Raw genomic sequence first — 15036 nt, 5'->3', positions numbered from 1 at the left:
GGAAGGGCGGGGGAGGTGCGAGGTCGTCATGGCCTCAGCCTGGCCGGGGTACGAGCGGGGGCCATCCGGGGTGAACCCCCGGATGGCCCCCAGTCGTTCCGTAGGGGAAGCCGCCGATCAACCCGAAAGGTGTACGGGGCCGGTTCGCCGCGGCGCCGTTCCCATCGCCGGCCCGCCGGCGGGGGCCGTCGGATGCGTCGGGGCCGCCGCACCCGCCCCGTCCGCCGGGCCCGTCGGGTCCGCCGCACTCGGTCCGTAAGTCGGTTCCGCCGGGTCCGCGCCGTATGCCGCGTTCGCCGGGGTCGCCGCACCAGCCCCGTCGGCCGAGGCCACCGGATCCACCGCACCCGCCCCGTCCGCCGGGCCCGCGCCCGGAACCGCGGCCGGGATCCGGCGCAGGGCCACCGCGGCCAGTACGGCTCCGGCGAGCAGCACCACCACCCCGGCGAGCGAGGCGATCCGCATGCCGTGGGTGAAGGCCTCGCGGGCGTCGTCCAGCAGCGCCTGGCCGGCCCGGCCGGGGAGCCGGCCGGCCACCAGTGCGGCATGGCCCAGGGTCTCGCGCACCGAGTCGGCCGTGGCCGAGGGCAGTCCGGTGGGGACCGCGTCCGCCATGTCCCGGCGGTAGACGGCGGTGCCGATGCAGCCCAGCAGGGCCATGCCCAGCGCCCCGCCCAGCTCCTGGCCGGTCTCCAGCAGGGAGGAGGCGGCGCCGGCCCGCTCGGCCGGTGCGGTGCTCAGCGCCATATCGGTGATCAGCGCCATCACGGTGACGATCCCGGAGGCGAGGACGGCCGCCCCGACCAGCACCAGGGTGAGCGAGTGGGTGCCGGTGAAGGCCAGCAGGGCGAAGCCGACCGCCGCGGTCAGGAAACCGCCGGCGATCACATAGGCGCGGTTGATCCGCTGGCCGAGGGCCGCCGCGGTCGGGCCGGCCACGCCCACCGAGACCGAGGGCACCAGGCTCCACAGGGCGGCCTCCAGCGGACCCTTGCCGAGCACCGACTGGAGGTACTGGGTGGTGAAGAGGGAGGAGCCCATCATCGCGAAGGAGGCCAGCAGGTTGATGCCGACGGCGGAGCCGAAGCCCCGACCGCGGAACAGCTCCGGGCTGACCATCGGGTTCGGGTGGGTGCGCTGGCGGTGGACGAAGGCCGCGCCGAGCAGCAGGCCGGCGGTCAGGCAGAGGGCGGGGAGCGGGGCGTAGCCGTCCGCCGCCAGCTCCTTGACGCCGTAGATCACCGGCAGCACCGCGCCCATGGACAGGGGCACGCCGAGCAGGTCGAAGCGCCCCGGCTCCGGGTTCCTGGACTCCGGCAGCAGCACCGGCGCCAGGATCAGCAGCAGGACCATCACCGGGGTGTTGATCAGGAAGACCGAGCCCCACCAGAAGTGCCGGAGCATCACTCCGCAGAGCACCGAGCCCAGCGCCACACCGCCGGCCATGGCGCCGGACCAGATGCCGATGGCGGCGGTGCGCTGTTTGGGGTCCTGGAAGAGGTGGCGCGTCAGCGCCATGGTCGAGGGCATCAGGGTCGCGCCCCCGATGCCGAGCAGCGCGCGGGCGGCGATCAGCATCTCGGCGCTCTGCGCGTAGGCGGCGCCGAGGGAGGCGAGGCCGAAGGCGGCGGCGCCGAGCATCAGCAGTCTGCGGCGGCCTATCCGGTCGCCCAGCGAACCCATGGTGATCAGCAGCCCGGCGAGGGCGAAGCCGTAGATGTCGAAGATCCACAGCTGCTGGGTGCCGGTCGGGTCGAGTTCCCGGCTGATCGCGGGGACCGCGAAGTAGAGCACCGAGACATCCATGGACACCAGCAGCAGCGGCAGCATCAGGACGGAGAAGGCGATCCATTCCCGGCGCCCGGCACGCGGGGCACCCGCGGTGAGTGAGGTCATGACGGGGAATGTACACGCGTCTTAAACGACTGTCTAGAACAGCTGTATAGGACGGGTGTCTGTGACAGTTGTCTGGGTGCCCGCTAGGGTGGGAGGCATGGGACATCGCGAAGACCTGCTGGCCGGAGCCAAGCGCTGCCTGCTGGAAAAGGGCTGGTCACGCACGACGGCGCGGGACATCGTCGCCGCCTCCGGGGCCAATCTGGCGTCCATCGGCTACCACTACGGCTCCAAGGACGCCCTGATGCGAGAGGCCCTGTTCGCCTCGATGGGGGACTGGGGCGATGACGTCGAGGCCGCGCTCCAGGACCGCGTCTCCCCCTCGGCCACCCTGCTGGAGCGCTTCGGCGCGGGCTGGGACCGGATCCTGGAACTCTTCGCCAGGCACCAGGGGTTGTGGCGGGCCCAGATCGAGGCCGCGCTCCAGGCCCAGCACGACCCGGAGCTGCGCGAGGCCTTCGCCCAGGCCCAACCCGAAGGGCGCAAGGGGCTGGTTGCGCTCTTCGCCGGCGTGGACGAGGAGCAGGTGGACGAGGAGACCGCCAAGGTCCTCGGCTCCCTCTACATGACCCTGGTCAGCGGCCTGGCCGTGCAGATGACGCTCAACTCCGGGCTCACCCCCGAGTCGGCGGACCTGATGGCGGCCATCCAGCGGATCGCCACCGGCGACCACCCCGAGCGGTCCTGACCGAGCCGGTCGCCGCTCGACGGGGCCGGCCCCCAGCGCCCGGCCCTGCCCCGCTGCGCCGGTGGGGCCGATGTCCCGTCTGGCGCCGACCACCCTCACGCGGGGGTGGGGCTGCCTCGGTGTGGAGGCGAGGGGGAGTCCGCTGTACGGCGGCTAGAGCGGCCGCGCGTCCGTGCCGAGGTCGAGCACCAGGGCTCGGTAGTACGGCGCGTCCTCCCAAGGGCGGGAGACCCCGACCAGCCGGTACCCCCAGGCGGCGTAAGCCGCTTGGGCCGGGGCAGCCTCGGGCTCCGGCCGCACGGTGAGCGTGACGCGCTCCACGCCCTGCCCCTCCAGAAGCCGGGCGTGCAGGGCGGCGGCTATGCCGCGGCGGCGCCATGGCCTCCGTACGGCAAGCTCGATGATGACGAACGTGCGGGTGCCGTCCTCCCGGGTGAAGTCCTGGGGGAGGGGCTGCCGCACGTTCTGCCACCAGCGGGTATCCGCTGGGAGGAGGTAGCCGAAGGTGAAGCCGATCAGGTCGGCGCCCTCCCGGGCGAGTACCAGGCGCATGCCTGTCCGCTGTGCCTGGGCCCGGTAGCGGTCGACGAACTCGGCGATGTCGCGTGGACCTTCGCAGTACGGCGGATCGGCGTAGACCTCGCACCCCGCCCGGTCACGGTGCGCCAACGCCTGAGCCTCGGAACACCGAAATGACGTGGCGGGGCGGGGCGCCGCGCATTCCGGACGGGGCACTCCGCAGGAGCTACCGCAACCGGGCCGACTTCAGGGCGATGTGGAGGAGGAGGCGGTCCTCGCCCGAGTCGAGGTCCAGGCCGGTCAGCTGCTCCACCCGGGAGAGCCGGTAGTAGAGGGTCTGCCGGTGGATGCCCAACTGCTGGGCGGTGCGCCCGGCCTGCCCGGCGCAGTCCAAGAACACCTCCGCGGTGCGCGCCAGTTCGGTGTGCGAGCGCTCCAGCAGCGGGCGCACCGCGGGGTCGGCGGCGGTGGCGGACAGTTCGGTCAGCAGCCGGTACGGGCCGACCTCGGACCAGCTCGCGACCGGCCCCAGCCGCGGCTCGGCCCGGGCCGCCCGCGCCGCGCCCCGCGCCTCCCGCCAGGCGGCGGGCAGCTCCTCCAGACCGCGCCGGGGGTCGCTGACGCCCGCCGCGGCGCCCACCCCGGAGCCGCGCGCCGCCGTGCCCGGTCCGCCCGCGGGGCCCGTCGCGCGGGGGGAGCGCAGCAGCTGCTCGCCGGCGATACGGGCCGGGTCCAGGGCGGTGGCGGTACGCAGCCGCACCAGGGCGGCCAGGTCCGCCGGCCCGGACCGCGCCTCCGACTCCTCGCCGCCGCCGGGCGGGGGCACCGTGCACACCGCGGCCACCCCGGGCAGCCGGGGAAGGGGGGCGGGGTCGTCCGAGCCGTCGGCGGTGTGCCACGGGGCCACCGCCACCACGGCCAGCGGGCCCTCCGCCGCCCCCCGCAGTGCCTCACGGAGCCGGGCGCGGGCGGTGCCGCGGCTGCCCGCGGGGCCGGTCAGCAGCTCCCGCAGCAACTCGCCGAGCTCCGCGTCGGCCCGCTCCTCGGAGGCCAGCAGGGCGCCGATCCGGGCCGCGGTCTCCATCGCCTGCGCCAGCCGGGCATCCGGCGGGGTGCCCAGGCCGCCCAGCTCCAGATCGGACAGGTGCCCGTCGTCCAGCAGCCAGACATAGCCGCGCACCACGCCGCGGTGCAGCACCGGCAGGCAGATGCGGCCCATGAAGACACCGGCGGCCGGGTCCGGCGGAATGCGCAGCGGGGCCTGGGCCCGCGCGATGCCGAAGCCCTCGAACCAGGCCCGGACGGCCGCGGTGGAGCGGCGCTGCAGGATGGAGCGGGTGCGCACCGGGTCCAGTGGTAGCTCGCCGACCTCGCCCTCGCTGTCGTGCGCGCCGAAGGCGATCAGTACGAAGTCGCGGTCCTCCAGGGTGGCGGGTGCGCCGAGGGTGGCCGAGATCTCGTCCACCAGCTGCTGATAGTCGCCGCGCATCGGCCGCGCCGCTCCCTCCGGGTCTCCCGGGCCCCGCACCGGACCGCTCACCCTGCTCGACAGAACACTCCCACCCCATTGTCATACATCTGTCTGAGATCGTGGCCACGAACGCGTGACAGGTGTCGATGGTCTTACTCCGAGGCGGTCCTTAGGTTTCAAGTGGCTGAATGTGGTCGGTGCCCCTGCGCCCGGCCGTTCGAAGAATCACCACATCGGAGGTGCCCCGTGCTGGGTCCCGTGCTGCTCGCCGCCGCGCGAAGCGACGCCATCCGCCGTATCGTCTCGGCCACGCCGGTCACCCGCCCCGTGGTGGACCGCTTCGTGGCCGGTGAGCGGCTGAACGAGTCCATGTCGAACGTACGCTCGCTGAGCCAGCGCGGCATGGAGGTCACCCTCGACTTCCTCGGTGAGGACATCACCGACCCGGCCGAGGCGCTGCGCAACCGCGACGCCTACCTGGCCCTGGCCGCGGCGCTCAAGGACGAGGGTCTGGGCGAGCGCGCCGAGATGTCGGTCAAGCTGTCCGCCTTCGGGCAGGCGCTGTCCGGCGGCCACGACCTGGCGCTGGCCAACGTGACCCCGGTGGTCGAGGCGGCGGCCGAGGCCGGCACCACGGTCACCCTGGACATGGAGGACCACACCACGGTCGACTCCACCCTGGCGATCCTGTCGGAGCTGCGCAAGCGCTTCCCGCAGACCGGCGCGGTGGTCCAGTCCTACCTGTTCCGCACCGAGGACGACTGCCACATGCTCGCCGGCGAGGGCTCCCGGGTGCGGCTGGTCAAGGGCGCCTACAAGGAGCCGGCCAGCGTGGCGTTCCAGGACAAGCGCGAGGTGGACCGGGCCTACGTCCGCTGCCTGAAGATCCTGATGGCGGGCAAGGGCTACCCGATGATCGGCTCGCACGACCCGCGACTGATCGCGATCACCCAGGAGCTGGCCCGCAAGTACGGCCGCAAGCTGGACGAGTACGAGTTCCAGATGCTGTACGGCATCCGTGAGGCGGAGCAGCAGCGACTGGTGGCAGAGGGTCACCGTATGCGGATCTACGTGCCGTATGGCACAGACTGGTACGGGTACTTCATGCGGCGTCTCGCCGAGCGCCCCGCGAACCTGACCTTCTTCCTGCGTTCGCTCGTCAGCCGCGGCTGACGAGGACGTCCGGCGGGGCCGACCGGGGCCCGGGGACATGTCCCCGGACGACCGCGGTCTGCGTACGCTCGTCAGCGACGGCTGACCCGCCCGCGCCGGCGGGGGCGACACCCCGCCGGCGTCCAGAGGTTCCTCGTACAACCGAGATTCGAAGGAGACACGGCCCCCATGGACGCTGTGACCCAGGTCCCCGTGCCGGTGAACGAGCCGGTGCACACCTACGCTCCCGGCACCCCGGAGCGCGCCCGTCTGGAGACCAAGCTCAAGGAGCTGGCGCAGAACCCGATCGAGCTGCCGATGACCATCGGCGGTGAGAAGCGGATGGGCGGTGGCGAGCGCTTCGACGTGGTGCAGCCGCACAACCACTCCGCCGTTCTCGGCACCTACGCCAACGCCACCCAGGCGGACGCCCAGGACGCCATCGACGCGGCCCTGGCCGCCGCGCCGGGCTGGCGCGCGACCAGCTTCGACGACCGCGCGGCGATCATCCTGCGCGCCGCCGAGCTGCTGGCCGGCCCGTGGCGGGAGACCATGGCCGCCTCCACCATGCTGGGCCAGTCCAAGACCGCCCAGCAGGCCGAGATCGACACCCCCTGCGAGCTGGTCGACTTCTGGCGGTTCAACGTCCACTTCGCCCGCCAGATCCTGGCCGAGCAGCCGGCGGTCAACTCGCCGGGCGTGTGGAACCGCATGGACCACCGCCCGCTGGAGGGCTTCGTCTACGCGATCACGCCCTTCAACTTCACCGCCATCGCCGGCAACCTGCCGACCGCCCCGGCCCTGATGGGCAACGTGGTGGTCTGGAAGCCGTCCCCGACCCAGACCCACGCCGCCGTGCTGCTGATGCAGCTGCTGGAGGAGGCCGGGCTGCCCAAGGGCGTCATCAACCTGGTCACCGGTGACGGCAAGGACGTCTCCGAGGTGGCGCTGAACCACCCCGACCTGGCCGGCATCCACTTCACCGGCTCGACCAAGACCTTCCAGTACCTGTGGAAGACGGTCGGCAACAACATCGAGAAGTACAAGACCTACCCGCGACTGGTCGGCGAGACCGGCGGCAAGGACTTCATCGTCGCCCACCCGACGGCCGACCGGGCGGTGCTGAAGACCGCGATGACCCGCGGCGCCTTCGAGTTCCAGGGCCAGAAGTGCTCCGCGGCCTCCCGCGCCTACGTCCCCCGCTCCATCTGGGAGGACGGCTTCAAGGAGGAGTTCGCGGCCGAGGTCGACGGGCTCACCATGGGCGACGTCACCGACCTGTCGAACTTCATGAGCGCGGTCATCGACGAGCGCTCCTTCGCCAAGAACAAGGCGGCGATCGACCGGGCCAAGGCCGACTCGACCGTCGAGGTCGTGGCCGGCGGCACCTACGACGACAGCACGGGTTACTTCGTCCGCCCGACGGTCCTGGTCTCCACCGACCCGGAGAACGAGATCTTCAAGGACGAGTACTTCGGCCCGATCCTCGGCGTCTACGTCTACGACGACGAGAAGTACGAGGAGATGCTGGAGCAGATGGAGTCGGCGTCCGCCTACGGGCTGACCGGCTGCGTCATCGCCCAGGACCGGGTCGCCGCCGCGGAGACCTGCGAGGCGCTGCGCTTCGCCGCGGGCAACTTCTACATCAACGACAAGCCCACCGGTGCGGTGGTCGGCCAGCAGCCGTTCGGCGGCGGCCGGGCCTCCGGCACCAACGACAAGGCCGGTGCCAAGCAGAACCTGATGCGCTGGACCTCCACCCGCTCCATCAAGGAGACGCTGGTCCCGCCGACGGACTACCGCTACCCGCACATGGGCTGAGCCGCACGGCTCCCCCACGGAACACCGCCCCCGTCCGGACCCCCGCCGGCCGGGGGCGGCCCCATTGGCGCGCCGTCCCATGGACGCTCGGCGGCGGCCGGTGCTAGCGTCTGCTCGACAAGTAGGCGCCTTTCACCACGATGAACAGTGCTAACCAGGACCCAGGTGCCGGCGGCACGACCTGCGCCGAAGGCACCCCGGTACGAGTGGTGCGCGGCAGCGCCGCGCACCGGACCGCACCCCGCGAGCCGGGGCCGGACGGGGGTCAGCCCGGGCCCGCGGTGCGGTCGGCCGGACAGGGCCTAAGGGCGCACCGTCCGCGGGCGCCGTCTCAGATAGTAGGAAGTCCGAGTATTGAGGCAGACAGCCCGGCTCGGCTGGCTTACGTTGGTGTAAGCCGAAGGTCTCCACCACCCTGGGGGCACCTCCCAGCCGCGACTGGGAGCGATGGCGGCTGCGGCCCCGTGCGGGCACAGGTGATCCCTGCCGCACCCCGGCCCCCGCCCACTTTCCGGCATCCACCTTCTCGGGGCTCCCCCTGCATGCCAGGGCCCCTTCAGTCAGAGGAGACGTGACCATGGCCGAGACCACCGCTGCCCGCAGGACCTTCCCCCGTGGTGCCGCGCACCCGGCGAGTACGCCCACCCGCCGCCGCAGGGCCGGCGACGCCGACCGCAAGGCCGCCGCCGCGGCCCTCCAGCGAGCCCTGGACCGCCGCGACAACGGCGGCGCCTGGGGCCATCTGCCCCAGGCCTGAGGCGCCCGGTCACCGGGAGCGCCGCACCGTGAAGTGGTCGATCCGCTCACCCGATTCGGCCAGCGCGCTGACCCGCATCTCGGGCCTGCTGCCCGGCCGCACCCGGACCGACAGGAACGAGTGGCCGGTGTAGCGGACCCGCGACCACTCCACGGTGTCCAGCTCCTTCTGGTGGTATCCGGTCCAGTGGTAGGTCTCCACCCGCTCCACGTCCTTCTCGTGCCCCTCGTAGCTGTCCGGGGCGGGGAAGGAGAAGAGCATGGCGCCGCCGCCACCCGCCGTCACATAGACCAGTCCGTCGCGCACCGGGTCGGTGTGCTCGCCGATCGGGACCTTCCGACCGGGCCTGCCGCCCCGGATCGCGTCGGTGCGCTCGTAGACGTGGTTGTGGCCGTTGATGGCCAGATCCACCTGGTGCTTGTCGAACAAGCGCACCCAGGCGTCCCGGACCCCGCCGTCCGAGGCGTGCGCGTTGGTGGTGGAGAAGGCGCAGTGGTGGTGGAAGACCACGATGAAGTCGATCCCGGGGGTCCTCCGCAGCCGCCCCAGTTCGCGGTCGAGCCAACGGGTCTGCCTGCCCTCGGTGTAGCCGCGGTTGGCGGGGATCTCGTGGCTCACGTCGTTGGCGTCCAGCGCCACCACGCCCAGATTGCCGTAGACGAAGGAGTAGACCCCGGGCGCCTTGCGCGGATCCGGGCCGGTTGGCGGCAGCGACCAGCGCGCCAACTGCCCGCCGTAGCCGTCGGGGGAGTACCAGGCCTCCATGTCGTGGTTGCCGGTGGTGACCATCCACGGCACCCGCGAGGCCACCGCGTCGTTCTGGTTCAGGAACTGGTCCCACAACCGGGCGTCGTAGCGGTCCGCGGTGCTGCCCTGGCCGTAGGAGTCCGCGTAGCAGATGTCCCCGGCGTGCAGGTGGAAAGCCGGATCCTGACCCAGGATCAGCTGGTCGTTGGCGAGCGCGTCATAGCTGATGCCCTGGTCGCCGAAGGCGGTGAAGGTGAAGGCCTCCGCGGCCCGCGGGGCGGTGCGGAAGGTGCCGAGCGAGCCGTAGTGGTTGGGCTCGGCCGGGTCCCACCCCTCGTGCCCCACTCCGTAGTAGTAGGTGGTGCCGGGGTGCAGCCCGTCCAGCGCGGCGTGCAGGTAGTACTGGTCGACGGCGGGCAGGCTGTCGCTCAGCGCCGGGGTGTGCAGATGCCGCACCTCCGCCTCGATCCGCCGGCTCAGCTCCCAGGGCCGCAGCCCCACCCGGACGAACGGCCCGCGCACCGGCAGCGGCACCTGCCAGGAGATCCGCATCTGGGTGCGCGGATCGGAGCCGAAGGTCAGGTGCCGACCGAACGGCGCCACCCGCCTCCCCGGTACCGCCCCGGTCGAGGGCGCGTACAGCATGGGTGTACCGAGGGGCTCGGTGGCCCGCGCCGAACCGCCGAGCAGGCCGGCGCCCAGCACCGTACCGGCCCCGGCCGCGCCGGTGCGCAGGGCGCTGCGGCGAGACAGCCGCCGGCGGAGGTAGTCGTGCTGCTCGGCCAGCGACATCCGGTCGGAGAGCTCCGTGGGGATGCCGAACCGCGGGATCTCGGAGGATGCGGGGGAGGGTACGGGGGCGGAGGAGGCTCCGCGCGAAGAGGCTGCCATACGGCGGAAGCTCCCCGGCCTTGTCGAGGGCCAGGCGTACGGAGGGTGAACGGGAGGCGTACGGGCACCCGTGTCCGTATCGCGGACGGTGCGTGTCAATCAATGAAACGGCAGGTAGGGTCCCGGTATGTCTCGCAGCATTCGCCTCGCAGTGATCCCTGGTGATGGAATCGGCCCGGAGGTCGTGGCCGAGGGCCTCAAGGTCCTCTCCGCCGTCCTTCCGCAGGACGTGAAGGTGGAGACTCGGGAGTACGACCTCGGTGCCCGGCGCTGGCACGCCACCGGCGAGACCCTGCCGGACGCCGAGCTGGAGTCCCTCAAGGGCCACGACGCGATCCTGCTGGGTGCCATCGGCGACCCCTCGGTGCCCTCCGGGGTGCTGGAGCGCGGGCTGCTGCTCAAGCTGCGCTTCGCCTTCGACCACTACGTCAACCTGCGGCCGTCCCGGCTCTACCCGAACACCGCCACCCCGCTCGCGCTCCGAGAGGAGCAGCGGGCGGCCGTGGACTTCGTGGTGGTCCGCGAGGGCACCGAGGGCCCGTATGTGGGCAACGGCGGCTCGCTGCGCACCGGCACCCCGGCCGAGGTGGCCACCGAGGTCAGCCTCAACACCGCCTACGGGGTGGAGCGGGTGGTCCGCGACGCGTACGCCCGGGCCGCCGCCCGGCCGCGCAAGAAGCTGACCCTGGTGCACAAGAACAACGTCCTGGTGCACGCCGGCCACCTGTGGAAGAACATCTTCGACGCGGTCGGCGCCGAGTACCCCGAGGTCACCACCGACTACCTGCATGTCGACGCCGCGACGATCTTCTTCGTCACCCAGCCGGAGCGGTTCGACGTGATCGTCACCGACAACCTCTTCGGCGACATCCTGACCGACCTCGCCGCCGCCATCACCGGTGGCATCGGCCTCGCCGCCAGCGGCAACATCAACCCCGGCGGCGCCTTCCCGTCCATGTTCGAGCCGGTACACGGCTCCGCCCCGGACATCGCGGGCACCGGCAAGGCCGACCCGACGGCGACCGTGCTGTCGGTGGCCCTGCTACTGCGGCACCTCGGCCACGACGCCGAGGCGGACCGCATCGAGGAGGCGGTCGCCGCGGACCTCGCCGAACGCGACCCGGCCACCGCCCGCACCACCCGCCAGATCGGCGACGCCCTCGCGGCGCGGGTATCCGGCTGAGCCCCGCGCTCCGATCACCGGCCCCTTGGCGCCGCCGGTACCGCCCCCCGGGCCCGGCGGGACTCCGGCACACACGCCGGAGTGCTGCCGGGGTCCCGCCGGAGCCCCGCGGAGGTCCGCGCCGGAATCCTGTGGAGGCTCGTCGAAGGGCCTTGACGGAGTCCCGCCGGAGTCCCGCGTGGCGGCCTGTGGGGGAGTCCCGCCGGAGTCCCGCCGGAGTTCCGTGGGGAGCCCCGCCGGAGTCCTGTGGTGAGTTCTGCCGCGATCCCACTGGAGTTCTGCCGGACTCTGGAGGACAATTCGGACGACTGTGCTATCGCGCGGTCGTGTGACCATCGACTTCGGGCCGTGCACACCCCTGCCCATCTCCCCCCGCGGGGGGATTCCCCGTGGGCGCCCACGAGCGATAATCGAACGTGGGACCGCACTATGAGGGAAGCTCGGACGTCCTAGCACCTGCGGGACGCGGCGTGAGCGCGGTCCGCCACGACAAAGGTGAAGGACACGTATCCCATGACGACGACCACGATCGCGCTCAAGCCCTCCTCGCATCCGCTGTCCGACGCGGAGCGGGAGCGGATCCTGGCCAACCCCGGTTTCGGCCGCCACTTCACCGATCACATGGTGACCATTCGGTGGAGTGAGGGGATGGGCTGGCACGACGCCCAACTCGTGCCATACGGGCCGCTGTCCATCGAGCCGGCGAACATGACCCTGCACTACGCCCAGACGATCTTCGAGGGCCTCAAGGCGTACCGCCAGCCGGACGGCGGCGTGGCCACCTTCCGCCCCGACGAGAACGCCAGGCGCTTCCAGGCCTCCGCCCGCCGACTCGCCATGCCCGAACTGCCCGTGGAGACCTTCGTCGCGGCCTGCGACGCCCTGGTCGCCCAGGACAAGGCATGGGTGCCCGCGAGTGGCGAGGCCTCGCTCTACCTGCGCCCCTTCATGTTCGCCAGTGAGGCGGCCCTCGGGGTGCGCCCGGCCACCGAGTACCTCTTCGTGGTCATCGCCTCGCCGGCCGGCGCCTACTTCCCCGGTGGCGTCAAGCCGGTCTCGGTCTGGCTCTCCGAGGAGTACGTCCGGGCGGCACCCGGCGGCACCGGCGCCGCCAAGACCGGCGGCAACTACGCCGCCTCGCTGGTCGCCCAGGCGCAGGCCGCCGAGAAGGGCTGCGACCAGGTGGTCTGGCTGGACGCCATCGAGCGCCGCTGGATCGAGGAAATGGGCGGCATGAACCTGTACTTCGTGTTCGGGAACCGCATCGTCACCCCCGAGCTGTCCGGTTCGCTGCTGCCCGGCGTCACCCGCGCCTCGCTGCTGCGCATCGCCGAGGACATGGGCTACGAGGTCGCCGAGGGCAGGATCTCGGTGGAGGACTGGAAGAACGGCAACGCGGACGGCTCGCTCACCGAGGTCTTCGCCTGCGGCACCGCGGCCGTCATCACCCCGGTCGGCTCGGTCAAGTCCGCCCGCGGTGACTGGACGGTGGCCGACGGGCAGCCCGGTGAGGTGACCCTCAAGCTGCGCAAGGCACTGCTGGACATCCAGACCGGCGCCGCCCCCGACCCCCACGGCTGGATGCACCGCCTCGGCTGAGCCGGTCCCTGCTTCCGCCCCGCGCCGGTGCGGGCAGGGGGCTGCCCGTCTGTGGAAACGGAGTCGGGCTGCGGCGTTTGACGGTGCGCCGCAGCCCGCCCCGTAGCCTTCCCCGCCGCGCCGGAGCACCACCGGAGCGGCGCTGGAAGGGGCCCGGGAGAGCGGGGCGGGGCGCCGCGGGAGGCGGCGAGCAGGCCCGGGGACGCCCTCCGCCCATCGGCGCCGGACCGCATGGTGAGACGCCCCGTCCGGTCCGCGCCCGATATGCCAGACTGTCGCCGTGCTCTCGTTCGCCACGATGATTGGCAGCAGGCGCGCCGGTCCGCAGTGACCACCCCGTACGACCCGGTACGGCGTGGACACCGTGTCCCCAGACCCGCGCGCAGACCTCTCGCACCCGCGAGGGGTCTTTTCGTTTTCCGGCCCACCCTCGGCGGGAGGAACGGCGCGAGGGATCATAGGGGGAAGCGGAACCGGTTACTCCGGAAGACCGATATCCCAGAGGGAGTCAGATCAGCATGACGGCCACAGGCACCACCGTCCCGGACGACCGCTTCCACATCTTCGACACCACCCTGCGCGACGGCGCGCAGCGCGAAGGCATCAACCTCACGGTCGCGGACAAGCTCGCCATCGCCCGGCACCTGGACGACTTCGGGGTGGGCTTCATCGAGGGCGGCTGGCCCGGCGCCAACCCGCGCGACACCGAGTTCTTCGCCCGCGCCCAGGCCGAGATCGACTTCCGGCACGCCCGGCTCGTCGCCTTCGGCGCCACCCGCAAGGCCGGCGTACGCGTCGAGGACGACCCCCAGGTGGCCGCGCTGCTGGCCTCCGGCGCCCCGGTGATCACGCTGGTCGCCAAGTCCCATGACCGCCATGTCGAACTGGCCCTGCGCACCACCCTCGACGAGAACCTGGCGATGGTCGCCGACACCGTCTCCTACCTGCGCGCCCAGGGCCGCCGGGTGTTCGTCGACTGCGAGCACTTCTTCGACGGCTACCGGGCGAACCCGGAGTACGCCAAGAGCGTGGTGCGCGCCGCCCACCAGGCCGGAGCCGAGGTGGTGGTGCTCTGCGACACCAACGGCGGCATGCTCCCCGCCCAGGTCCAGGCGGTGGTCGGCACCGTACTGGCCGACACCGGCGCACGGCTGGGCATCCACGCCCAGGACGACACCGGCTGCGCGGTGGCCAACACCCTGGCCGCCGTGGACGCGGGCGCCACCCACGTCCAGTGCACCGCCAACGGCTACGGCGAACGGGTCGGCAACGCCAACCTGTTCCCCGTGGTGGCGGCGCTGGAGCTGAAGTACGGGCGCCGGGTGCTGCCGGCCGGCTCGCTCGCCGAGATGACCCGGATCTCGCACGCCATCGCCGAGCTGGTCAACCTCACCCCCGCCACCCACCAGCCGTACGTCGGCGTCTCCGCCTTTGCCCACAAGGCCGGGCTGCACGCCTCCGCCATCAAGGTCGATCCCGACCTGTACCAGCACATCGATCCCGAACTGGTCGGCAACTCGATGCGGATGCTCGTCTCCGACATGGCCGGACGCGCCTCGGTCGAGCTCAAGGGCAAGGAGCTGGGCATCGACTTCGGCGGCGACCGCGAGCTGATCGGCCGGGTGGTCGACCGGATCAAGGAGCGGGAACTGGCCGGCTACACCTACGAGGCCGCCGACGCCTCCTTCGAACTGCTGGTCCGCGAGGAGTTGGAGCAGCGCCAGACCGGCCGGGCCCGCCGGTTCTTCCGGCTGGAGTCCTGGCGCACCATCGTCGAGAACCGCCCGGACGGCAGCCACGCCAACGAGGCCACCGTCAAGGTGCGGGCCAAGGGGGAGCGGATCGTCGCCACCGCCGAGGGCAACGGCCCGGTCGACGCCCTGGACCGGGCGCTGCGGGTGGCCCTGGAGCGGATCTACCCGCAGCTGGCGACGATGGAGCTGGTCGACTACCGGGTGCGCATCCTGGAGGGCAAGCACGGCACCCAGTCCACCACCCGGGTGCTGGTGTCCACCACCGACGGCCAGGGCGAGTGGTCCACGGTCGGCGTGGCGGAGAACGTGATCGCCGCCTCCTGGCAGGCACTGGACGACGCCTACGCCTACGGGCTGCGGCGGGCCGGCGCCGAACCCACCGAATAGTCCGGACGGCGGCGGCCCAACCGGGCGGCAGGCGCCGCGAACGGGCCCCGGGGCGAGCACAAGACGCCCCGGGGCCCGGCCCGTTGGCGCGGTGTTTCCTCCGACAGGTCTGGTCAGGCGGCGCGATCTCGGGCATCATCCCCCTGCCCCACCGCACCACACCCCCACTTC

Annotated in this window: 11 protein-coding genes; 7 read left to right on the top strand and 4 right to left on the bottom strand. The window is 72.2% G+C overall.

The genetic code is table 11. From position 1 onward, the window contains the following. Positions 1-117 precede the first annotated feature (117 nt). On the bottom strand, positions 118-1896 hold the full coding sequence (locus E4099_RS17465) for an MFS transporter (RefSeq protein ID WP_135340005.1): 1779 nt from the start codon (positions 1894-1896) through the stop codon (positions 118-120). Positions 1897-1993: 97 nt separating this feature from the next. On the opposite strand from E4099_RS17465, the gene E4099_RS17460 reads away from it, so the two are divergent. After that, complete coding sequence (locus tag E4099_RS17460) at positions 1994-2584, top strand: TetR/AcrR family transcriptional regulator (protein WP_135340004.1); 591 nt, start codon at positions 1994-1996, stop codon at positions 2582-2584. 153 nt (positions 2585-2737) lie between these two features. Here E4099_RS17460 and E4099_RS17455 read toward each other — a convergent pair whose 3' ends face one another. Beyond that, positions 2738-3253 carry a GNAT family N-acetyltransferase gene (locus tag E4099_RS17455; protein ID WP_135340003.1) on the bottom strand — a complete coding sequence of 172 codons (516 nt, stop codon included), beginning with the start codon at positions 3251-3253 and terminating at the stop codon, positions 2738-2740. A 76-nt stretch (positions 3254-3329) separates the two neighbouring features. Then, entirely contained in the window at positions 3330-4592 is a 1263-nt protein-coding gene (locus E4099_RS17450) for a PucR family transcriptional regulator (protein WP_135340002.1), read from the bottom strand. A gap of 228 nt (positions 4593-4820) precedes the next feature. On the opposite strand from E4099_RS17450, the gene E4099_RS17445 reads away from it, so the two are divergent. The 3 genes from E4099_RS17445 (at position 4821) to E4099_RS17435 (ending at position 8304) form a co-directional block, all read left to right on the top strand. Then, complete coding sequence (locus tag E4099_RS17445; protein WP_135340001.1) at positions 4821-5747, top strand: proline dehydrogenase family protein; 927 nt, start codon at positions 4821-4823, stop codon at positions 5745-5747. 168 nt (positions 5748-5915) lie between these two features. Next, entirely contained in the window at positions 5916-7547 is a 1632-nt protein-coding gene (pruA, locus tag E4099_RS17440; protein ID WP_135340000.1) for an L-glutamate gamma-semialdehyde dehydrogenase, read from the top strand. A 577-nt stretch (positions 7548-8124) separates the two neighbouring features. Next, complete coding sequence (locus tag E4099_RS17435) at positions 8125-8304, top strand: hypothetical protein (RefSeq protein ID WP_135339999.1); 180 nt, start codon at positions 8125-8127, stop codon at positions 8302-8304. 9 nt (positions 8305-8313) lie between these two features. On the opposite strand, the gene E4099_RS17430 is transcribed toward E4099_RS17435, so the two are convergent. Beyond that, positions 8314-9942, bottom strand: coding sequence for a purple acid phosphatase family protein (locus tag E4099_RS17430; protein ID WP_209446643.1), 1629 nt, complete (start codon positions 9940-9942; stop codon positions 8314-8316). A 127-nt stretch (positions 9943-10069) separates the two neighbouring features. Between E4099_RS17430 and E4099_RS17425 the strand changes: the two genes are divergently transcribed. From E4099_RS17425 to cimA, 3 genes are all read left to right on the top strand, one after another. Then, positions 10070-11125, top strand: coding sequence for a 3-isopropylmalate dehydrogenase (locus E4099_RS17425; protein ID WP_135339998.1), 1056 nt, complete (start codon positions 10070-10072; stop codon positions 11123-11125). A gap of 513 nt (positions 11126-11638) precedes the next feature. Beyond that, entirely contained in the window at positions 11639-12724 is a 1086-nt protein-coding gene (locus E4099_RS17420) for a branched-chain amino acid aminotransferase (protein ID WP_135339997.1), read from the top strand. Between the two features lie 518 nt (positions 12725-13242). Then, positions 13243-14865, top strand: coding sequence for a citramalate synthase (gene cimA, locus E4099_RS17415; RefSeq protein ID WP_135339996.1), 1623 nt, complete (start codon positions 13243-13245; stop codon positions 14863-14865). Positions 14866-15036: the final 171 nt, after the last annotated feature.

This window comes from Streptomyces palmae, assembly GCF_004684805.1.
GTDB classification, from domain to species: domain Bacteria; phylum Actinomycetota; class Actinomycetes; order Streptomycetales; family Streptomycetaceae; genus Streptomyces; species Streptomyces palmae.
This window is presented reverse-complemented; position numbering and strand designations above follow the sequence as displayed.